We start from the raw sequence: 20345 nt of genomic DNA, 5'->3' as shown, positions 1-20345 counted from the left end.
CGTCAATTGACTTCACTGCCTAATTACCGATTGATGCCGGCACTTCGTGTATAATACGCGAAGTGTTTGCAAGTCCGCACAACAGAATCTTGCACATCTTAGGGTGAAATCTGACAGTTAAAAGCTCTTGCGTTGCAATAAAAGATTGTGATAAGCTATTAAATTATGTATTGGAAACTATCTATCAGCCTTGCTGATGGGGCATCTTCTAAAAAAATCTAACCCAACTTTTAGAAGATGTTCAGGGAGAAGATATGCGGTGCCCCTATTGTGGAAATCTTGATGATAAGGTAGTAGAATCCCGGATGCTGGGACAAGGAGACTGTATCAGGCGGAGGCGGGAATGCCTCGGATGCGGATATCGTTTTACCAGCTATGAACGGATTGAAGAAAAACCGCTGATGGTCATTAAACGGGATGGCAGGCGGGAACCCTTTGACCGGTCAAAATTAGAGCGCGGTATTGAGCGTTCGCTGGAAAAGCGTCCCGTTTCAATGAATGCTATCGAAAATATTGTCAGTGATATTGAAGACGCAGCTGTGATGAGCAGTAAAGGCTCGAAAGAAATCAAAAGCACGGAACTGGGTGAGATGGTACTTGCCCGGTTATATTCGATAGATAAGGTTGCTTATATTCGATTTGCATCAGTGTATAAACAATTTAACAACCTCGATGAATTTATAGGTGAGGTACAAAAGATACATGGAGAGGAAGAACATGAGTCAGACAGTATTTCCTGAGTGGATGACTTTTTTAGGTGATACAACAATAGAAACAAAACCGGTATTACGGTCTGTTGTAAAGCGGTCCGGTGATATTGAAGTTTTTAACCGGAATAAAATAAAACTTGCAATTCAAAAGGCAATAGAAGCGGTAAGCGGACATACTGATGAAGAAAAAGCCGATATACTGACTGCTGCCGTTGAAGAACAGCTCAAACAGCTGATGGCTTCCCGTCATGCTAATTCAATTCCTGCGATAGAAGAAATTCAAGATATTATTGAAAATGTTTTGATCGAACATAATGAAGCCCGCATTGCCAAAGCCTTTATTTTATACCGTGCGAAGCGGGAAGCTGTCCGCGATGCAGAGCGGCTGATGATTGATATTGATAAAACAATGAACGGCTATTTGAGTAAAAGCGATTGGCGGGTAAACGAAAATGCTAATGTCAATTTTTCGCTTGGAGGGCTTATTCTCCATAATTCCGGTACGATAACGGCAAATTATTGGCTCAAAAATATCTATACGCCGGCTATTGCCGAAGCCCATCAGACGGCAGCCTTTCATATTCACGACCTTTCGATGTTTTCAGGGTATTGCGCAGGGTGGTCGCTTCGGCAGCTCATTGAGGAAGGCTTGGGAGGGGTACCGGACAAGATTACATCAAAGCCCGCCCGGCATCTTTCTACGCTTATTCAGCAAATCGTAAACTTCTTAGGTATCATGCAAAACGAATGGGCTGGTGCGCAAGCGTTCAGTTCTTTTGATACGTACCTTGCACCTTTCGTGAAAGCTGATGCAATGGACGAAAAGAGCGTAAAACAATGTCTGCAAAGCTTTATCTACGGAGTTAATACGCCGAGCCGTTGGGGAAGTCAGGCTCCGTTTACTAATATCACCCTTGATTGGAGCTGCCCCAAAGACCTTGCCGATAAAAAAGCCCTTGTCGGCGGTAAAGAAACTGCGTTTACTTACGGTGATTGCCAGCCGGAAATGGATATGATCAATAAACTCTTTATTGAGCTGATGCTCGAAGGCGATGCAGCAGGGCGCGGTTTCCAATATCCTATACCGACATACAATATCACGGAAGATTTTAACTGGGATAGCCCGAATGCCGCCCTGCTTTTTGAAATGACGGCAAAATACGGCACTCCCTATTTCCAGAATTTTATTAATTCAGATCTCAATCCGAGTGATGTCCGCTCTATGTGCTGCCGTTTGCAGCTGGATAAGCGCGAATTGCGGAAGCGGGGCGGAGGGTTGTTCGGTTCCGATGAATTTACCGGTTCTATCGGTGTGGTTACAATCAATATGCCGCAAATCGGCTACCTTGCGCAGACTGAAAAAGAGTATTTTGACCGGCTGGATTATTTGATGGATCTTGCAAAAACAAGTTTGCTTATCAAGCGCAAGGTAATCCAGCGGCTGTTGGAAGGCGGGCTTTTCCCCTATACACGCCGGTATTTGAAGCATTTAAACAATCACTTTTCTACTATCGGAATTTGCGGCATGAACGAATCTTGCCTCAACTTCCTTGGAGAAACGATTGTTGGAGAAAACGGCAAAGCATTTGCCGAAAAAGTCCTCACTCACATGCGTAAACGGTTAGCAGATTTCCAAGAGCAAACAGGTGATCTCTTTAATCTTGAAGCAACCCCCGCAGAAAGTACCTCCTACCGGCTTGCCCGTCATGATAAACAGCAGTTCCCGGACATTATTACTTCCGGGGATCGGGAACCGTATTATACCAATTCGAGCCAGCTGCCTGTTTCGTATACCTCCGATGTATTTGAAGCCTTGGATCATCAGGAGGCTCTGCAGCGTAAATATACCGGCGGTACTGTTTTCCATATCTTCTTAGGTGAATCGATTAAGGATTGGCAGGCGTGCAGGGATCTGGTAAAAGCAGTGGCTACCCATTACCGTATTCCTTATTTTTCTATTTCTCCGACTTTTTCCATTTGCCCAAAACACGGGTATATTGACGGTGAACATTTTGAATGCCCCTTGTGTAAGCGGGAAAAGGAAGCAGAATTGGAAGCCCGCTTGCGTGCGCTCAAGGCAGAACAGGAGAGCCTCGATTCTGCAGCAGCGGTACAGTAAACCCTGTGTAAAAAGAAAAGCCTTGCGGTTGCGTTTAGCGTAACCGCAAAGGTTCAAAAGACGTAAAGGTTTCAAAGGGAACGCTGTGATTCAGTGCGCTCTCATGTTTTTTGTTCTCTTTACGCCTTGATGGTAAACAGTGAAAACAAAAAATAGTATACTGACTTAATGCACAAGGAGCCCGTCATATTCGGTATGCTTGTTGAACCATTCTACTGCATACGAACATTGCGGACGTATCTTTTTTCCGTTCTTTTGCGCATACTCGACAACCTCTTTAACGAGTGCGCCCGCAACACCTTGTCCCCGTAATGAACCGTCAACAAAAGTATGATCCAAGCATACTGCTGTTTCGCCTTCCGGCGGGAATGTAACTTCAGCGATTACCTTACCGGCATCGTTTTCTGCGTAGATTCTGTTGTCTTCATGTATAAAATCCATGGTAACTCCTCATGTAATACTCCGAAACTGCTCAAACCGATTGCCGATCCAAGTTGTCAGTGCGGATATCATCAATCTGTTCGGCACATCGAACAGGTTATCTTGAAATGCAAGGTTCTCAATCGTACTCTTTGTGCGATTGAGAAGTCGTCAACCTGTTCGGAAATACAGTTATCGAACAAGTCCAGTATGCCATAAAGAAGCTGAAAAGTTCAACTATGCTGACATACAGCAAACTCTTTTCCATCTTGCTACATCCTTCCGGCTTATCTTGCAAATACTCAGAATCATATTATAATAGAGCAGCTCTAAAAACTCAGATATAGTTTTTAGAGCTGCCTGATAACCGCTAACAGTTGCATTGAGGTTTTATGAAATGGGTAAAAAGTATGTTTTTTTGGATTCCGGGATAGGAGGACTGCCTTATTTCCGTTCCTTTCATCAACAAGCGCCGCATACTTCGGCTGTATATGTGGCTGATTTGGAGCATTTCCCTTACGGAGAAAAAACACGGGATGAAGTTATTCGGTATGCAATCACTGTTACGGAAAAAATTATTGCTCGTTTTCACCCTGAATTGATTGTCATTGTATGCAATACGATGTCAACAGCAGCACTTGATGCCCTGCGGAAAACGTTTCCCATTCCTTTTATCGGGACTGTCCCTGCTGTAAAAGTTGCCGCAGAATGCAGTGTCCGTAAACATATCGGCATTATCGCGACTGCACGTACAATACATGATCCGTATCTTGAAAAATTGATCCAGTCTTTTGCTGCCGACTGTAAAATTGAAAAACGTGCAGATGCCAAGCTCGTTGCACAGATCGAAAACGGGCTGATTACTGCCCCTGATGAAGAAAAACGGCGGGCTATAGCGCCTGCAATCCGCCAATTTAAAGAGGCTGGAGCCGATACACTGGTGCTGGCGTGTACTCATTTTTTGCATTTAGCAGAGACCTTTGCCGAATGCGCTGCACCAACAATAAAGGTTGTCGATTCCTTGTCGGGGGTTATTTCCCATCTAATGGAGGTTCTTCCCCCTGTTGCAGAGCCGGAAGACAGCCGCAGCTGTTGTTATGTAACGGGAACTATTACGGAGGACATAGACCGGCTTTACCGCGGGTATTGCACATTATTTGACCTTGAGTGGAAGGGGGCGCTGTAATGCAGGGATTGGTACTGAGCGGTGCGAACAATTTTTTTGCGGTAAAAACCGAAGGATCGGATGTACTGCGCTGCTCAATTAAGGGGAAAAAGCTCAAAGATATTCAGGGGTACTATAATCCCTTAGCTCCCGGTGATATGGTTGAAATTGAGCGGGATATGCTCCGTCCTGATCAGGGACAAATCACAGCTCTCGTACCGCGCCGCAACGGTTTTGTCCGCTGGAATCAAAAAACACGGAGACCGCAGCTGTTGGCAGCAAATCTGGATGTGCTGCTCTGTGTTACAACACCGGCAAATCCTCCGTTCCGCCCCCGTTTTACCGACCGCGTTTTGGTGCAGGCTGCTGCGGAGAGTATTCCGGTGCTTATCGTGCTCAATAAAATCGATCTCGGCGTTTCAGAGCAGGTACGGGAGCGTATTCAAGATTGGCAGCGCATTGGGGTGCAGGTGTGCGAAGTATCTGCCCAAACAGGAGAAGGGCTTGAACAGCTTGTACAGCTGATAGCGGGTAAAACATGTGCGGTCACAGGACAATCTGGAGTTGGAAAATCAAGTTTGCTCAATAGTCTTGACCCTGAGCTGACACTCAAAACAGCTGATATTTCGTTTAAATACGACCGCGGCATCCATACAACAACGCAGGGCTTGTTTTTGCCGATGTGCTTTACCGCACAAGACGGAACAAAGACCTCGTTTAATATTATCGACACGCCCGGGATCCGCCACTTTGCCTTGTGGGGAATGAAACCTGATGAGGTGATTTTCTATTTTCCTGAAATGGAAGCCGCAGCCGTGCAATGCGCATTCGGTTTATCCTGTTCGCATATCCATGAACAGGGGTGCCGTATCTTGGAAGCCTGTGAAGCGGGGCTTATTCATCCCGACCGCTACGAAAGCTGGCGTTCTATGCGCGATGAATTGGAAGCCCTCACCGCAGACGAATACTAGCGGTTTTTTACGGTGCATCTGAAAAAGGGAAGGAAGCTCCGTAGTAGAAATGCCGGTTAATCTATTTTTCCTAACTAATATAGTAAAAACTACTCATATTCAATTTAAAAATGCCGATATTATAAATGCCAATGGGAGGGAACCATCTATGCTTAAAAACACTGCATTTCAGGATAATCTCTATCAGCTTACTAAGATTATCACCATTACTACAGAAGGTTTAGCGCTTGAACTTTCAGAACATATATTTTTAGATAAAATCTTATCCGATATTTCTTTCGTTTCAAAGTCGCTGCAATCCATATTTAGAGAAGTTGAAAATCTTTCACACTTACCGGAATATATCCCGATTATGGAGTGCCTTCATGGCTGTGAAACCGATTATTTGCAGCTTTTGACAACATTTGCAGATAAAGCAATAGCTAAAAACTTTGAATTGCCGATTGCTGCTTCTGAATTGACCGCTTTATATAAACTCCACAGCGGCATAAAAGACAGCATTGAAAGCCGTATGCAAGAAACCGGAACAAATCTTGATGTATACCGTATTGTCTCAAAGAATGAATTGACCGAGCTGCTGTGCGTATAAGGAAACAAAGATGCGGATTACAGGAGGATCACTAAAAAACCGGCAAGTCGTATGCCCAAAGGGGATTATCCGGCCTGCAATGGACAGAATGAGGGAATCCCTATTCGCTATTTTAGGTAATTTAGACGGAAAATCCTTTTTAGACCTTTTTACCGGATCGGGAATGTGCGGGCTTGAAGCGTATTCGCGCGGGGCGTATCCTGTTGTTTTGGTGGAAAAAGACAGAGGCAAATTTCCTATCCTATTAAAAAATGCCGCACTCGCAGACAAAAAAATTGAATGCAAGTGTATGCCGGTTGAACTCTATCTTGCCCGTGCCAAAGAAAGCTTTGATATTATCTATCTTGATCCTCCGTTTCCGTATCAATTTCACTATGATTTACTACGCACCATTGCAGAATCACCGGTTCTCAAAACAGAAGGACTTGTGCTCATCCACCGTCCAAAAGAAAAGCAACTCCCCGAAGAGATACCGCCGCTTTCCCGAATCGACCAACGTGCATACGGACGTTCTATTGTTGATTTTTACCGGAAAGCCCCGGAGACACCTCCCTCACCCGCGCAATAAGGAGTAAAGAGAGCATAGCTCTTTCAAAAAGAAGCGGACTTCTATATAATGAACCGCATTATGATTTCAGAACCCGAAGTACATTCCGAACTAAACACAGAATCGGACAAAACGCAAAATGAATCGGTTATTACCGCCTTTAAAGTAAATGATTTTGAAGGACCGCTTGATTTGCTGCTCTTTTTAATCAAAAAAAACGAGATTAACATCTATGATATTCCTATTAGCGATATAACCGAACAATATCTTGAATATCTCGACTATGCCGTTACGCTTAATTTAGACAGCCTCACTGAGTTTTATGAGCTTGCCGCTCATCTTATCTATATAAAAAGCAAGATGCTCCTTCCCGTTGAGGTTGATTTGGATGATGAAGACATGGAAGACCCTCGGATGGAGTTGGTCAATAAGCTGATCGAATATCAAAAGTTTAAAAAACTTTCCACATTAATGGAAGAAAAAGAGAGTGAGGCTGAGTGGTTTTTTGAGCGGAAAAAAATACAACATGCACTCCCTTTTACCGAAGAAAATTTATGGGAGCGGGTTGATACATGGGAGCTGCTGCGGACTTTTTCAAAGCTGATGTCCAATTATAAGTCGGAACAAATTTTGGATTTGTATGAAGAAGTGTCGGTAAATGAAAAGCTGACACTGATGAACGAACTTTTGGAAGCAAAAGGCGAATGTCTTTTCACCGATTTAATTGTGCGCAAAGGGAATCTGCTGGATGTGATCTGCGCTTTTATGGCGCTGCTTGAAGCCGTTAAGTTTAGAATTGCAAGTATTTGGCAAAATAGGATGTTTGGAGATATAAAAATACGTCCGTGGGAAAACAACGGCAATGATGGAGTATAAAATGGAAAAAGAAACAGCCCTCGTGGAGGCAGTCCTTTATTTGGAAGGAGAGCCGCTTGACGAAGCTGCAATCAGTAAAATTGCCGGTTTGTCGGTTGATGTTGTGCAGGAGTGCATCAAAAACCTCAAAAGCAGCTATTCGGAAAGTTCAAGCGGAATAGAGTTGACACAGATGATGGGCGGATGGATTATTACACCGAAAAAAGAATTTTGGGATGCGCTGAAAGACCGGTACGGTAAAAAAAATGACAACCGGCTCTCCCGTGCTGCGATGGAAACGCTTTCAATTATTGCGTATTCCCAGCCGGTAACCCGCGCTGAAATTGAAGCAATCCGCGGGGTTTCTGCTGATACAATGATCAGATTGTTGGCAGACAAAGGATTGATTAAAGAGGTTGGGAAAAAAGATGTGCCGGGAAAACCGGTACAGTTTGGTACAACAAAGGAGTTTCTCAAAGTATTCGGTTTAAACAGCATTGCTGATCTGCCGAAAATGGACGAAACAGAACAGGAGCGGTTTGAACTTGCACGATAACTTTTTTGATTCCCGGAAATCGCGAGGTATATCCGACTCCGGTGAGCCTTCTATGGTACATACACGGAATGCTCAAGCCTATAAAAAAAAATCGCCTGCCAATGCCGGAAATATCACCGGGGAAAAAGCAGCGGTACTGCACGATAGCATCACTTCTGCTGTCGAGGAGCCTCCAGTCTCTTCCCGGAACGGGAAGGTCATCACCAATCAAACTGCGGTATCTTCCCGGAGCGGGAGTACTCATGCTAAGAAACCCGCAGCTTCTCCTCAGAGCGGGAATGGCAACGGTGATCCACCGGAGGATGCCAGCCGGGAAATGAGGCTCCAAGTGTACCTTGCACATGCGGGGGTTGCATCCCGGCGTGCCTGTGAAGCTATTATCGCCGCAGGGCGTGTGTCCGTAAACGGTATTACGGTTACGGGAATGGGCAGCAAAGTAGCCCCGGAAGACATCGTGCACCTCGATGGAAAACCGGTATACCCGGAAACCCGCAAGTGCTATGTGCTTTTAAACAAGCCCGCCGGGTTTGTCTGTACCCTTTCCGACGAAAAAGGCCGCCCTACCGCTGCCGATCTTTTAAAAGAAGCGTATAGCGAACGGCTGTATAATATCGGCAGGCTTGATATGTTCTCCAGCGGAGCCATCCTGTTCACCAATGATGGGGACTTTTCCGCAAAAATTGAGCACCCTTCAGCACAGATCGAAAAAGAATACCTCATCGAAACAACACAGGACTTTCCGCCGGAGCTGCTCACCCGCTTCCAACGCGGCATCCGCGTTGACGGCATTTTTTACAAATGCCGTTCAGCCGCTGCCGTAAACCGCCGCAAGATGCGCATTGTCCTGGTGGAAGGCAAAAACAGAGAAATCCGCCGTGTGCTGGAACACTTTAACTGCACAATAAAGCGGCTGATGCGGGTTCGCATCGGGAACCTCCAGCTGGGAACACTCAAAGCAGGGGAATACCGCGATCTTACAGCACAGGAACGGCAGGCGCTGCTGGCTCTTGTTTCTCCTTCTTGAGCTTTTTACCTAGAGGGAACCTCTCAAAAAGCTGAGGTTTTTAGAAAATACCCTCTGCTGCTTTGGGAATACTGCTGTTGGGAGGAACAAGTTATTTTTTATGGAGATTTTATCCCTCTTCATGCGGAGAGGGTACTCATCCGATGGTCTGCACTGCGGGTGTTAACTGTATCATTGACAGACGTATGAGCTTCCATTACTATGCTATAAAGAATGAAAATTATCGTTTCAAGGCAAGAAAATACCTGTAATTCAAAAGTAAGGAATACCTATATTATGAAGACACTATCAATAACAGGATGGCTTCTTATTTTCATTGTACTCCTGCTGAGCTGTAGCATCCATGAAAAATCAGCAGAAACCGGCGCGCAGATGCCCAGCGATTCAGTCGTTATCTATACTTCAATGTACCCTAAAGTTATAGAAACAATTCAGCAAAGACTTGCAGCAAAATTTCCGCAGCTAAAGATAGACTTTCAGTACCAAAGCACTAAGTCATTCCAATCAATGATTACATCTGAGATGCGAAGCGGAAGAGTAAAATGTGATATGCTTGTCATTGCGGATACATCCTATGCTGTTGAGCTGAAAAAACAAGGGCTATTACACCAGTATCGCTCGCGGTATATGCACTCAATAGCACTGCCCTATGACCGTGATGGATATTGGTATCCCGTGCGCATTTCCAACATGGTGCTCGCTTATAATTCTGCAATAACAGGGGCGGATGCTATCGCATATAGTTTTAAAGAATTTGCAGAAAAAGAAAATCTCTACGGATGTATTTCAATGCCGGATCCTCGAATTTCAGGAACTGCATTTACTGCGCTGTTAAGTCTCTATGATACCTATGGGGAAGACTTCTTTATCAAGCTAAAAAAACAGAACGTTGTACTCGAAGCAAGCAGCAAAGCAATTGAAAAACTGGAACACGGTGAATATCGGCAAATCATGGTACTCGAAGAATCTATTTTGAAAAAACAGCAAGAAGGGGTATCTTCCCTCGAAGTGATTTACCCGGCTGACGGCACTATTATGATTCCAAGTCCGATTATGACCATTGCTGTTGATAAGTCTGCAAACCGGAACATAAAAGCCTGTGAGGCAATCACAGACTGGTTCCTCTCTGAGGAAGGACAACACTCGATTGTTGACTGCTGGATGCACTCCATCTCCAAAAAACCAGTTGCCTATCCTTTGTATTCCCATGCCTCACCGGAAATACGGGAGAACGCTATACCCATCGACTGGAAAAAAGGATATATGCGCCGCGATACTATCACAAAACTTTTCCAGAACTACCCCACTCAGCCCAAAGCGGAGTAATAGTCTTTCTATTTTTGAAATAATTCTTGCTTTTACCTTTTTTTGAGTATATACTTATAACCATGCCGTGCCGTAATATCGCATTACCGCAGTACCAACCGCCTCTCGCTCAAACGCAACCCTTATTGTCGGGGCAATCACGTAAGGTATGCTGTAAGCAATTATCTTTGAGCAGTAGGCTACTGACGTTCAATAGTCTTTTGCAAAAGAGGCTTGACACGCTTATAACCGGTACTATAATTTTCACGGCTTCACGGCTTCACGGCTTCACGGCTTCACGGCTTCACGGCTTCACGGCGACTACTCTCTTTAGATAATTTCCTATCTACTTTTTACACATATAACTATTTTTTCTCATTATTAGACGCGGATAGGCACGGCTTAATCCGCTTTTTTCAGGTTACACAGCACTCTCTTTTCGCACCACAGGAAAGAAATAAACTGCAGAGAACGCAAAGATATCCAAAGGATTTTTATACTTTGCTTTCTATACCTTATTCTTTGCGCTCTCTGCATACTTCGCGGTTAATTGAAACACTGAATATCAGCTATTGCATGCGCTTTTACAATGCTGCTTTGTACCGGCGGGAACGGCTGAAAATTAGGTTGGATAGCGGATCGTTTTTAGATGGAAATGCACAAGAGAATCTATTTTTATTCAAAGGAGACTGAAAATGAGCCTAGGAGAAGCGCTTTTATCATTAGCAAATTTAGGTGTTGCTATCTTGGCAGCTCTGTATATCCCTAAAAAAATGATGAATAATCAAATATATGCAGACCTTATTAGTGAATATCGTAGTCCTGCTATTGGTCAAGCCATTATTTCAGTTATAGCGTTTTATACAAATGATTGTAATTCTGATGTTGAGATGATAGAAAAAAAATATTTTGAACGGTATGAGACTGATAAACAAAACGGTAAATATGAAAATTCGCTGCATTTTCAACGCCGTTTACTATCGCAGTACTATTATCAGCTGGCAGCGTTGCGTTATCAAGGCGGATGGTTTATACGGCTTTCAAAGAAAAAAGTACGGGAAGATTTTACCGCACGGGAAGCAAAGTTACTGAGCTTATTATCTTATATGAATAAGGCAGCTGAAAACATTTTTACCGACTATGACATTGCAGGTATGCCGTATGCAGATGATAAACAAAGTACACTGTTGGAAAAACTCTACGATGAAGCGCAAGATTGGTAATACGGTTTCGGTATGGCGAAGAATGGTATACAGATGAAACGGAAAATGAGAAGAAAGCATCCTCATCGGGTGAAGTTTTTACAAATGAAAAAGGAGCATAGAATGTGTAACAGATCAACAAAAGACTTAGATGAAAGTATAAAAGAAATAACTGAATCTGTCAAAAACTTGAGTGATTGTACGCTATTAAAATGTCCTCAGTGGCTGTGTTGGTGTACCGGTATCTGTTGTTGTCTCGAAATAATTGCAACCATTATTGTGGTTATTTTAGGATATGTCTTTTATCCTTACGAACCCACGATCATTATAGTATGTGGAACAATTTTATGCGTATTATTTATAAGTGCATCTATTATCAATTTAATACGCATACAAACAATCAGCCGGTATATTGTATTAACTGCCGGATATGAGAAGGCAATACAGGAAATTAATAGAGGTTCTGATACTGCAGAAGCAAAAATGAAATACACAGCTGCAGTATACCAGCATTACTGTCAAAGCCTTACAAAAAAATAAGGTGCGGTCATCGTATTTTGATAATTTATAGTTTTTAACTATATATAAAGCAATAATGTAAGGAGGTAATGATATGAATTTATTGCTGTATTGGATGTATACAATTGGAGGTGCCGCAGAATTCGGCAGTGCTACTTTCCGAGTCTTTATGGCAGAAATAATTATTAGAATTATTTCTGCATTTAAGTCACCGGGTTCTCTTATAAGTGCTATCGCGCATGGCATTGCTTTGTATTTCTTCTGGAGATATAATTTTCCTATTCAGCCAGTAATAATTGTAACACTTATTCTTGATATAATTATTCTTCTGATTTTATTACGAGATCCAGTATCTTTAATGATAAATCTACTGACTGTGATCGGTGATATCATCGGTATGGTTTTATTTTTCAAAAATGTTTTATAATTTTTAACTGATACGCGGTAAGGGAGATAGCTTGATACTGTTTTTCTTACCGTACTCTTTTATACGGAGCCTACTATGAAAAAAATATTACTTGTTGTAACAGCTGTATTTACTATTATTTCCTCTATATATGCTGCCGAGCCGACATTGGAGCAAAAGCAAGCACTTTTTGTAATGAACTATGCTCAGTATGCAATATATAAAATTAAGACATATAACAATATCGTGTTGCTCGAAGACGAATACTATGCGCTGAACAATAATCTTAACCTTGAACTGATTAAAGATAGAGCAAGTATTAACGAAATAAATACACTGAACGGGCTGATTACCGATGAAATAAAGAATAATAAAAATGTCGAAATGCTGAAAAATGCAATCGAAAAAAGAATGAGCCAAGCGATCTATCAGTCTATACCTACTGCAACAGCGCTTTTTTATGGAAAGGTTGATCCGCTGTCGCTTGTTCTCAATACGGTTAGAACAGCTTCAACAATGTATATGAGTTATCGCCAAACGCAGAGTAGTTTACAGCAAGAATATGATCAGGAACTTTGGAATATCGACCAACACAGGCTGGATCAGTTCGATCAAAATTATCAGCATTTAAATACCTTTACCCATCAATTAATCCAAAAATACGGTATCAGCGACGGCTGGCGTTTAAATGAACAGGAATTAACACCGTTGTTTAAAATCTTAAAAGATACAGACAAAGAGCGTAAATATAAAAATCTCAAAGATTTAACGGAAAATAAATTTTACAATCATTTTCCCCTCTTTTGGTACTATTTAGCAAATGCAGCGTATGAAGTAGGACGTGAAAAAGAAGTACTTGAATATTATACAAAGTTTGAACATGAAAATATTCCCATCTTCCGCTATGATTCTACTGCATGCGACGCTTATAAGGGGAAAATTACACTTCTGATAAAGGATAGCGAAAAAAACAAACAGGAAATTATCAATAAATTAGCCTTCATTAAAGAAAATTCTGCATTGGAAGATGGTAACAAATGGAAGAATTATTACTACTGCGCCTTAGTGTATGAAAAACTCGGTATGCATGCACAAGCGGTTGCATTGTTAGAGCAAAACATACGGCACTTATCGCTTGAAATAGAAAACCGGTATGTCAAGCCGGAACAGCTTAAACGAATTCGTTTTGCAGAAATACCGGCAGGTTCCATGTATCAAGACGGTATAGAATTAAGCAGAAAGCTGCTTGCAGAAATAAAGAGCGGAAAGACAATTGCCGTAAAGACCTTGGAGCAGCAATATCAACAAGATTCCGCAGGTTATAATGAATATATTCATCAATTTGCAGGAGTTACAAGCAGCAGTATAATAGAGGCACGGAAAAATATATTGCATACTATTCAACTTGATTATAAAGTGCGTTCCGCTTCTTATTTTCATGTTGACTGTGTTCTCCCCGTACAATGGATAATGAATTCAAATGCGAATTTGGAGATTATTGTTTATATGAAAGATGGCAAAGAATATGCTTTTCCGCTGACTTTGGATGAAAAGCAATCAAAGAAACTGTCTAAACGGAAAAACAACAATCAACTTGCATATACCGCTGATGTGGATTTGAGCAACGGTGAGGAAAAGAAAGACGGTATTCTAAAAAGTGCATGGAATAAATTATTTTCAAAAGAAGATATCGGGGCGTTGAGCAACAGTACCGGACTTCTCGGCTTACGAATTAATCATCCGATATATCCTGTTGAATTGCAATACCGTATTGAACCGCTCAAAACAAATAAAGGTCTACAACATCCTGAGTCGGTGGTATTTAATGGAAAACCCTATGAGTTCTAAATATCATATTCAAATAAACCGCCGGTTAAAATCGTTTCTCCTTGTGTGCTGTGTGTTGATAGCCGGGCAGCTATTATCGACTGAGGAACTGGTACTCGGTTCATGGAACATACAAGGAAACGGCGGTCCATTTAAAGAGCAAGCATTAATGGAATTCGGTTCTTATTTTGTCCGTGATAAAAATATTGATATTCTTGCGCTGCAGGAAGTAAAGGTGCCACTGCAAAAACTTTCTCACACAAAACTCTACAAAAAAAGAATAGGAAACGATTTTTTGGATCACTTTGCACAAGAACTATCCAAACAAACCGGCAGCGTGTGGAAATATGTATCTTCATGCGATTATGCCATACGGGAAAACATCGATGAATACGCATACTGTAACGCGGGCTTAGATAATGCTGTACTTTATCGGGCTGACAAGGTTGATGTAAAAGAAATACATGCAGGCTATCCGTTTTATTTTGATGATTTTCATAAATCGCCCTATAAAATGAACATGAATAATACGAATGTCTTAAAAATTTCCGATAGATTTTCCGATAAGAGTTTTTATCTCATAAACAAACATATGCCGTATACCAGCAAGGGAAAGGGTTGGCAACCGTGGTATCGGGATATAGCAGTATTACAACAGCTTTATAATATCCTCGAAAATGCTGAACCAAAGATTTTATGCGGAGATTTCAATGCCGCTCATCATAGTTTTTATCTCAAAGATGGCAGCCTCGTATTTACCGATTGTTTTATCGGCTGCCGTAAGCCGACAACCGTTAATCGAGACTTTCGCTACTCGCATGAGTTTGACCATTTTATTTTAAATGCCGCAGCAACGAAACTGGTTATACAAGAACCCGACCGCTACACCTCGGATGCCGACTCATCAGGCTTCATCCGCTACGGAAATAAATCCATGACGCTCGAGTACTTTGTTAAAGAACTTTCCGACCACGTACCGATTTTTATGTCGTTTGACTTTTAAAAAGGACAAGGACTAACATTGAAATTGCCAGACTGAACAAATCCTGTTATACTCACTCCATGAGTTTCCTAAGAAAATTGCCGATAGGCATACAGAGTTTTGAAAAACTTCGCCGAGATGAATATCTCTATATTGATAAAACCCTATTTATTTGGAAGCTTGTCCAAAGCTCCAATCCTTATTTCCTCAGCCGTCCGCGGCGGTTTGGCAAGAGTTTGTTCCTTTCGGCATTGGCAGCATATTTCCGCGGACAAAAAGAGCTATTCAAAGACTTGTATCTTGAAAAGGCTGAGGAAGAGCAGGCAGTATTGGAAAACAGACCTGCATGGCAGGAATATCCAGTATTCTATCTTGATTTTAATACAGGGCAATATAATACAGAACGCGCCTTAATGAGCCAGCTCAAGCTACTGTTAAGCCGATTTGAGGAAGTATACGGAACAAATAAAAATGAGGAAGATGTACCTCAACGTTTTGCGGGAGTTATCCAACGTGCCTATCAGCAGACCGGCAAGCAAGTAGTTATTCTTGTTGACGAATACGATAAACCCCTCTTACAAACGATGGGTGTAAATGAAGCCTTGAATGAGCAATACCGAAACGAACTCAAAGCATTTTATTCCGTCATTAAAACCTGTGATGAATATATCCGCTTTGCCTTTCTCACCGGCGTTACCAAATTCAGTAAGATCAGTATTTTTAGCGATTTAAATAATCTCCGGGATATATCACTGGAAAAACACTATGCCGGTATCTGCGGAATTACCCAGAAAGAACTGGAAACAAACTTTCAACCTGAAATACAAGTGCTTGCCGATGGTCAAGACTTAGCCTATCAAGAAACATTGACTGCCTTACAGCAATGGTACGACGGCTACTGTTTTGCACCTGCAGGGGAAGGCATGTATAATCCGTTTAGCTTATTAAATGCCTTTGCAAAGGAAAGATTTGGAAGTTACTGGTTTGAAACGGGAACCCCGACGTTTTTAGTCAATTACCTGAAAGAAGCCCACTACTTTATCCCAGACTTGGATGGACAGGTTGTACTCACTGAATCGGAGTTGCAAACATACCGAGCCATTGCACAAGAGCCGTTCCCGATTTTATTTCAGTCGGGCTATTTAACCATTAAAGAATACATTAAAGAAGCACGGCTCTATCGATTGGGCTTTCCCAATGATGAAGTGCGGTACGGCTTTTTAGAGAATCTGCTGCCAGCTTACGCTGCGATACCCTTTGGCGAGACGGGAAAATCAGTATGGCAGTTTGTGGAAGATGTCCGCAAGGGGAATGTAAACGGCTTTATGGAACGGATGCAATCGCTTATCGCCGGTGTCTCGTATGACAACTTTAGCAGTAAAGAACTGAAATTGCGGGAACAAAACTACCAGACAGCGGTATACCTTATTTTTAAACTGATGGGGCAATTTGTGCAGACAGAGGTACACTGCTATTGCAGAACCGCCACGGATGGCGGTGGTTCCATGCAGCAGCGATGTTTCGGCTCTGACGAAACTCGCAGCCAAAACTATACACGGATGTATAGTTTTGGCGTTGATTGTGTAGTATGCACTGCGGATACAGTATATCTGTTCGAGTTTAAGCTAAGCGGTAACAGCAGTGCGGAAGATGCACTCGAGCAGATCAAAGAGAACGCCTACGCCGCACAGCATAAGACGGATGGAAAGAAGATTGTACTGATTGGGACAAACTTCAGTGAAGAGACGCGGACGATTCAGGATTGGACAACCGAAACATTGGAAAAGTAACAAACTGTAATCAACAACCCCGGCGCATTGCGTCAGGATTGTTGATTTGCTAATCACATTATTTTTTCATCACTTCATTGTTCGGATCAAAATGTAAGATCACATTTGAATCGGTATATGCCGAAAAACTCGGATGTGTCTTTAAAAACTTGATAAACGATTCGGCATCGGGCAGATAGGTATCTTCCCCACTGCGGGTTGAGGTGATTTTACCAAGCGTAATATAGCCATCTTTTCCGCCTGCGATGTAGGCATTGGTACCCATTTTGTACATTTTATTGTCATTAACCAATTCCCATGCACCGGTTTCACGATTCTGAATTTCCGTTTTAACCAATCGTTTTCCCGCACTATCTTTATATTGATTTGCCTCAAAACGAATACCGGCACCGTAGGGGAATGCACCGGTTGAAGTACCGGCAAGGGCAAATTCCAATGCATCTTCAAGAATTTGCTTTACTTCCGACCCTTTGACATCAACTAAATAGAGTGTGTTTCCGAAAGGAAGAAAGGTATATGCATCATTAAAGGTAACATTGCCGGGAGTGATATCGGCACGGACACCGCCGGAGTTTTGAATAGTAAAGTCGATATTTCCGGTTCCGAGCGAGCGCATTTCGGACAGCATTGTTTCCGCAACAAAACGAGTAGCGATGGATCCCTTGGGATTTGCCGTATTCGGGATACGATTGGGAGAACCGCCGGGCATTACCTCGCCGGTAATGGATCCGACAACCTCACTGCCCAACGCCTGCTTTTCTTTCTTGAATTTATCAAGAAGCGTTGCAGCTTCTTGATCGGCTTTTGCAATGCTTACATACGGTAATTGCTGCAGTGCGGCAACGATTGCGGCTTTTTCCGCACCTTCGGGGTTATACTTTTTTCCTTCCTTATTTTTGCGTTCAAACCATGTATCGTGCACCAATACATGCGGCTTACCTTCGATAGTAGACACAATGCCGTTTTTATCAAACGTAACCTTCAATTCGCCTACGAACTTTGAATATTCCCATCCTTCCACAACATAGACCGGTTCATTTGCCGGAGACATAAATTTATGCGGATACTCGGCACGAACGGGCAAGCCTGCTTTTTTCATCTCTTCGTTACCGAACAGCCAGTGCGAATCACCGGTGATAATAATATCAATGCCCGATACCTTTTTTGCAATTTCAAAGTTTTTTTCAGCGCCGCCATGAGACAACAAAATGATTTTATTGATGCCCTGTTTTTTCAGCTCGTTCGCATATTTTTGACTTGTTTCAATTTCATCGGTAAAATGAACATCCTTTCCGGGACTTGAAGAGTCAACGGTTTTTCGCACGGTATCCAAGCCAATGATACCGACTTTTTGCCCTTCAATCATCATAACGGCATAGGGTTTCCACATACCATAAAGAATACTTGATTTTTCGGGATTAACGTTTGCGGAAAGAACCGGCACTTTTAAGTAATCCAAGAATTTCTTTAAACCTTCATTTCCGGCATCGAATTCATGATTACCGAGCGTGAAGTAGTCAAACCCGCTGATGTTCATCAACGCTGCGTCCGCACTTCCGCCGAAAAGCGTAAAGTACAATGTACCGGTAATGGCATCCCCTGCATGCAGTGTGACGGGATTTTTTACCGACGCTTTCAACGCTTTAATTTGATTGACAACTTCGGGATACCCGCCGAAAAGCGCCTTTGTTTTTATTCCATCAATGGTCATATCAATTTTAACCGGTTCCAAATGAGAGTGGTGGTCATTGATATGCAAAATAGTCACCTCAAGCGGTGCATCCATGCTTGCATTTTGCGCAAGCGGCTTCATACCGGCACAGCTTACTGCAAAGAAAAGTACAGCAGCAAATACGGCAAAAAAGCGTATTTTTTTCATACGTTCGTCCTCCTGAATATCATAACGCCGGTTAAACCGGACACGATTTAACCGGCGGTACTTTCTTTAGAAATGATTTTGCAGTAATGCCTCAAATGCCGCTTTTCGTTCATTATGTGAAGGCATATCGAGTTCTTTTCGCGAAATATCCAGTGTAGAAAAGTCATCTAAAATAAAATGCTGAGCATTTGCGCCAAGTGCAGCAGTAAATGAAGCATAGCCTATACGGGCATTGGTTGCTGCACTAAAAAGCATAATGCGCCGGTACAGCAAGTTATCCATATCGTAATGCCCCGCTTCATTATCTTTGATAACCTCCGCTATTATCTTCCGGGCAGCTTCCTTGATAGAGCCGGAGGGTAAAATGATAATCCGCTGTGCATCCATCGGTGTTTTCCGTAGTGCTTCGGTAAAGAGGGAGGCAGTACGTTGCGAACCGGCGATATAGATTTTCATCGTTTTTCTATCCATATTTGCAAGCGTGGCGAGCCGTAGGTTATTGCACGCCTTTTCTAGCGTTTCGTTACTGGCATTTTCGTACCCGTATACGGCAAGGTAATGGCATTGCTTAGGAACCAGCTGTTTTTCCGTTTTTAGCACTTCGGTAAAGATATGAGCAACTGCATCGGCTTGACATTTCAGGGTGTCTGCAGCAGCAGAATCAATCGCTTTGAGGTTTTGATACGCCTTCTCTGACGGTTTTCCTGCAATGTATGTGTCGATAAAAGCTTTCTGTAATGCATCGGTATCGGAATTTTCCGATGCAATAAAACCGATGCTCATTATTGTAACGATGAGCACACAAATACATTTTTTGATCATTGTCATACGTGTTTAATCACCTTTCGCCCGCTATTGTACTGGATGTTTTATCGAATGTCAAACTGCCTCCTATCGTTTCTATTCCGGGAATTGTTTTTACTACACTGGCTCCAAGTCATATTTTAGTGTTCAGCAATCTAGTCGATGCCCTTTATTTTGATCCGTGCGGAGAGTCCATACTCATATGCTGCGCCGAGGTTGGCGATTATTACCCCTGATGTATTTGGATTCGCTGACAAAAATTCCAAAAAACAATCATCAACCTGATTGAACTGTATCTGTAAGCGATACGGCAATCTACGGTTTACAGTGAAATTGCCAGATTGAACAAATCCTGCTATACTTACCCCATGAGTTTCCTAAGAAAACTGCCGATCGGCGTACAGAGTTTTAAAGTGTTACGGAATGATCGTTATCTCTATGTAGACAAAACAGCGTATATTGCTCAATTAGTAACAAGCAGCCGTGTTTATTTTCTCAGCCGCCCGCGGCGATTTGGCAAGAGTTTGTTCCTTTCGACATTATCTGCGTACTTTCTTGGAAAAAAAGAGCTGTTCAAAGGCTTGTATCTTGAAAAGGCTGAGGAAGAGCAAGCTGCACAAGAAAACAGACCCGCATGGCAGGAGTATCCGGTATTCTATCTTGATTTTAATACCG

General features: G+C 42.5%; 20 protein-coding genes. 17 read left to right on the top strand and 3 right to left on the bottom strand.

Going from position 1 to position 20345, the window contains the following annotated elements; translation table 11 throughout:
• The first annotated feature begins 254 nt into the window (after nucleotides 1–254).
• Together nrdR and ACTTJ8_RS07795 are read left to right on the top strand one after the other, a co-directional pair.
• Nucleotides 255–740, top strand: a complete 486-nt coding sequence (gene nrdR / locus ACTTJ8_RS07800; protein ID WP_442716657.1) for a transcriptional regulator NrdR — start codon at nucleotides 255–257, stop codon at nucleotides 738–740.
• Nucleotides 703–2829 carry a ribonucleoside triphosphate reductase gene (locus tag ACTTJ8_RS07795; protein ID WP_442720823.1) on the top strand — a complete coding sequence of 709 codons (2127 nt, stop codon included), beginning with the start codon at nucleotides 703–705 and terminating at the stop codon, nucleotides 2827–2829. The genes nrdR and ACTTJ8_RS07795 overlap by 38 nt, the downstream gene beginning before the upstream one ends.
• Before the next feature lie 165 nt (nucleotides 2830–2994).
• Here ACTTJ8_RS07795 and ACTTJ8_RS07790 read toward each other — a convergent pair whose 3' ends face one another.
• The gene (locus ACTTJ8_RS07790; RefSeq protein ID WP_442716655.1) at nucleotides 2995–3270 is read right to left on the bottom strand and encodes a GNAT family N-acetyltransferase; all 276 of its coding nucleotides are present in this window, start codon (nucleotides 3268–3270) and stop codon (nucleotides 2995–2997) included.
• A gap of 376 nt (nucleotides 3271–3646) precedes the next feature.
• Here ACTTJ8_RS07790 and murI point away from each other — a divergent pair, with 376 nt between their 5' ends.
• The 14 genes from murI to ACTTJ8_RS07720 all read left to right on the top strand — a co-directional run bounded on the left by murI (nucleotide 3647) and on the right by ACTTJ8_RS07720 (nucleotide 16987).
• Complete coding sequence (murI, locus tag ACTTJ8_RS07785) at nucleotides 3647–4435, top strand: glutamate racemase (protein ID WP_442720822.1); 789 nt, start codon at nucleotides 3647–3649, stop codon at nucleotides 4433–4435.
• The gene (gene rsgA / locus ACTTJ8_RS07780) at nucleotides 4435–5385 is read left to right on the top strand and encodes a ribosome small subunit-dependent GTPase A (protein WP_442720821.1); all 951 of its coding nucleotides are present in this window, start codon (nucleotides 4435–4437) and stop codon (nucleotides 5383–5385) included. The genes murI and rsgA overlap by 1 nt, the downstream gene beginning before the upstream one ends.
• A gap of 148 nt (nucleotides 5386–5533) precedes the next feature.
• A complete protein-coding gene (locus ACTTJ8_RS07775; RefSeq protein WP_442716652.1) occupies nucleotides 5534–5974 on the top strand; it encodes a hypothetical protein in 441 nt (146 codons plus the stop codon).
• Nucleotides 5975–5984: 10 nt separating this feature from the next.
• Nucleotides 5985–6542, top strand: a complete 558-nt coding sequence (gene rsmD / locus ACTTJ8_RS07770; RefSeq protein ID WP_442716651.1) for a 16S rRNA (guanine(966)-N(2))-methyltransferase RsmD — start codon at nucleotides 5985–5987, stop codon at nucleotides 6540–6542.
• A 57-nt stretch (nucleotides 6543–6599) separates the two neighbouring features.
• Nucleotides 6600–7397 (top strand): segregation and condensation protein A, encoded by a 798-nt coding sequence (locus ACTTJ8_RS07765; RefSeq protein ID WP_442720829.1) that lies wholly within the window; start codon nucleotides 6600–6602, stop codon nucleotides 7395–7397.
• A 1-nt stretch (nucleotide 7398) separates the two neighbouring features.
• Entirely contained in the window at nucleotides 7399–7932 is a 534-nt protein-coding gene (scpB, locus tag ACTTJ8_RS07760; protein ID WP_442720820.1) for an SMC-Scp complex subunit ScpB, read from the top strand.
• A gap of 316 nt (nucleotides 7933–8248) precedes the next feature.
• The gene (locus tag ACTTJ8_RS07755) at nucleotides 8249–8956 is read left to right on the top strand and encodes a pseudouridine synthase (protein ID WP_442719461.1); all 708 of its coding nucleotides are present in this window, start codon (nucleotides 8249–8251) and stop codon (nucleotides 8954–8956) included.
• Between the two features lie 213 nt (nucleotides 8957–9169).
• Entirely contained in the window at nucleotides 9170–10282 is a 1113-nt protein-coding gene (locus ACTTJ8_RS07750) for an extracellular solute-binding protein (protein WP_442720819.1), read from the top strand.
• 674 nt (nucleotides 10283–10956) lie between these two features.
• Complete coding sequence (locus ACTTJ8_RS07745) at nucleotides 10957–11484, top strand: hypothetical protein (protein WP_442720818.1); 528 nt, start codon at nucleotides 10957–10959, stop codon at nucleotides 11482–11484.
• 102 nt (nucleotides 11485–11586) lie between these two features.
• Nucleotides 11587–12003 carry a hypothetical protein gene (locus ACTTJ8_RS07740; protein WP_442720817.1) on the top strand — a complete coding sequence of 139 codons (417 nt, stop codon included), beginning with the start codon at nucleotides 11587–11589 and terminating at the stop codon, nucleotides 12001–12003.
• 73 nt (nucleotides 12004–12076) lie between these two features.
• Nucleotides 12077–12409, top strand: coding sequence for a hypothetical protein (locus tag ACTTJ8_RS07735; RefSeq protein ID WP_442720816.1), 333 nt, complete (start codon nucleotides 12077–12079; stop codon nucleotides 12407–12409).
• 75 nt (nucleotides 12410–12484) lie between these two features.
• Nucleotides 12485–14236: a hypothetical protein gene (locus ACTTJ8_RS07730; protein WP_442720815.1), complete on the top strand. Its 1752-nt coding sequence runs from the start codon at nucleotides 12485–12487 to the stop codon at nucleotides 14234–14236.
• Nucleotides 14226–15218 (top strand): endonuclease/exonuclease/phosphatase family protein, encoded by a 993-nt coding sequence (locus tag ACTTJ8_RS07725; RefSeq protein ID WP_442720814.1) that lies wholly within the window; start codon nucleotides 14226–14228, stop codon nucleotides 15216–15218. The genes ACTTJ8_RS07730 and ACTTJ8_RS07725 overlap by 11 nt, the downstream gene beginning before the upstream one ends.
• A 59-nt stretch (nucleotides 15219–15277) precedes the next feature.
• Nucleotides 15278–16987 carry an ATP-binding protein gene (locus tag ACTTJ8_RS07720; RefSeq protein WP_442720813.1) on the top strand — a complete coding sequence of 570 codons (1710 nt, stop codon included), beginning with the start codon at nucleotides 15278–15280 and terminating at the stop codon, nucleotides 16985–16987.
• A gap of 58 nt (nucleotides 16988–17045) precedes the next feature.
• On the opposite strand, the gene nadN is transcribed toward ACTTJ8_RS07720, so the two are convergent.
• The gene (gene nadN, locus ACTTJ8_RS07715; RefSeq protein WP_442720812.1) at nucleotides 17046–18866 is read right to left on the bottom strand and encodes an NAD nucleotidase; all 1821 of its coding nucleotides are present in this window, start codon (nucleotides 18864–18866) and stop codon (nucleotides 17046–17048) included.
• Between the two features lie 66 nt (nucleotides 18867–18932).
• On the bottom strand, nucleotides 18933–19694 hold the full coding sequence (locus tag ACTTJ8_RS07710) for a hypothetical protein (protein ID WP_442719863.1): 762 nt from the start codon (nucleotides 19692–19694) through the stop codon (nucleotides 18933–18935).
• 344 nt (nucleotides 19695–20038) lie between these two features.
• Here ACTTJ8_RS07710 and ACTTJ8_RS07705 point away from each other — a divergent pair.
• On the top strand, nucleotides 20039–20345 hold a 307-nt coding region (locus tag ACTTJ8_RS07705), incomplete at its 3' end, for an AAA family ATPase (protein ID WP_442720811.1).

The sequence above is a fragment of the Treponema sp. genome (assembly GCF_052169735.1).
Taxonomy (GTDB): domain Bacteria; phylum Spirochaetota; class Spirochaetia; order Treponematales; family Treponemataceae; genus Treponema.
This window is presented reverse-complemented; position numbering and strand designations above follow the sequence as displayed.

Coding starts and splice junctions, on each gene's coding strand:
- nrdR (WP_442716657.1), top strand. CDS start 255: ATGCGGTGCCCCTATTGTGGAAATCTTGATGATAAGGTAGTAGAATCC.
- ACTTJ8_RS07795 (WP_442720823.1), top strand. CDS start 703: ATGGAGAGGAAGAACATGAGTCAGACAGTATTTCCTGAGTGGATGACT.
- ACTTJ8_RS07790 (WP_442716655.1), bottom strand. CDS start 3,270: ATGGATTTTATACATGAAGACAACAGAATCTACGCAGAAAACGATGCC.
- murI (WP_442720822.1), top strand. CDS start 3,647: ATGGGTAAAAAGTATGTTTTTTTGGATTCCGGGATAGGAGGACTGCCT.
- rsgA (WP_442720821.1), top strand. CDS start 4,435: ATGCAGGGATTGGTACTGAGCGGTGCGAACAATTTTTTTGCGGTAAAA.
- ACTTJ8_RS07775 (WP_442716652.1), top strand. CDS start 5,534: ATGCTTAAAAACACTGCATTTCAGGATAATCTCTATCAGCTTACTAAG.
- rsmD (WP_442716651.1), top strand. CDS start 5,985: ATGCGGATTACAGGAGGATCACTAAAAAACCGGCAAGTCGTATGCCCA.
- scpB (WP_442720820.1), top strand. CDS start 7,399: ATGGAAAAAGAAACAGCCCTCGTGGAGGCAGTCCTTTATTTGGAAGGA.
- ACTTJ8_RS07755 (WP_442719461.1), top strand. CDS start 8,249: ATGAGGCTCCAAGTGTACCTTGCACATGCGGGGGTTGCATCCCGGCGT.
- ACTTJ8_RS07750 (WP_442720819.1), top strand. CDS start 9,170: ATGAAAATTATCGTTTCAAGGCAAGAAAATACCTGTAATTCAAAAGTA.
- ACTTJ8_RS07745 (WP_442720818.1), top strand. CDS start 10,957: ATGAGCCTAGGAGAAGCGCTTTTATCATTAGCAAATTTAGGTGTTGCT.
- ACTTJ8_RS07740 (WP_442720817.1), top strand. CDS start 11,587: ATGTGTAACAGATCAACAAAAGACTTAGATGAAAGTATAAAAGAAATA.
- ACTTJ8_RS07735 (WP_442720816.1), top strand. CDS start 12,077: ATGAATTTATTGCTGTATTGGATGTATACAATTGGAGGTGCCGCAGAA.
- ACTTJ8_RS07730 (WP_442720815.1), top strand. CDS start 12,485: ATGAAAAAAATATTACTTGTTGTAACAGCTGTATTTACTATTATTTCC.
- ACTTJ8_RS07725 (WP_442720814.1), top strand. CDS start 14,226: ATGAGTTCTAAATATCATATTCAAATAAACCGCCGGTTAAAATCGTTT.
- ACTTJ8_RS07720 (WP_442720813.1), top strand. CDS start 15,278: ATGAGTTTCCTAAGAAAATTGCCGATAGGCATACAGAGTTTTGAAAAA.
- nadN (WP_442720812.1), bottom strand. CDS start 18,866: ATGAAAAAAATACGCTTTTTTGCCGTATTTGCTGCTGTACTTTTCTTT.
- ACTTJ8_RS07710 (WP_442719863.1), bottom strand. CDS start 19,694: ATGACAATGATCAAAAAATGTATTTGTGTGCTCATCGTTACAATAATG.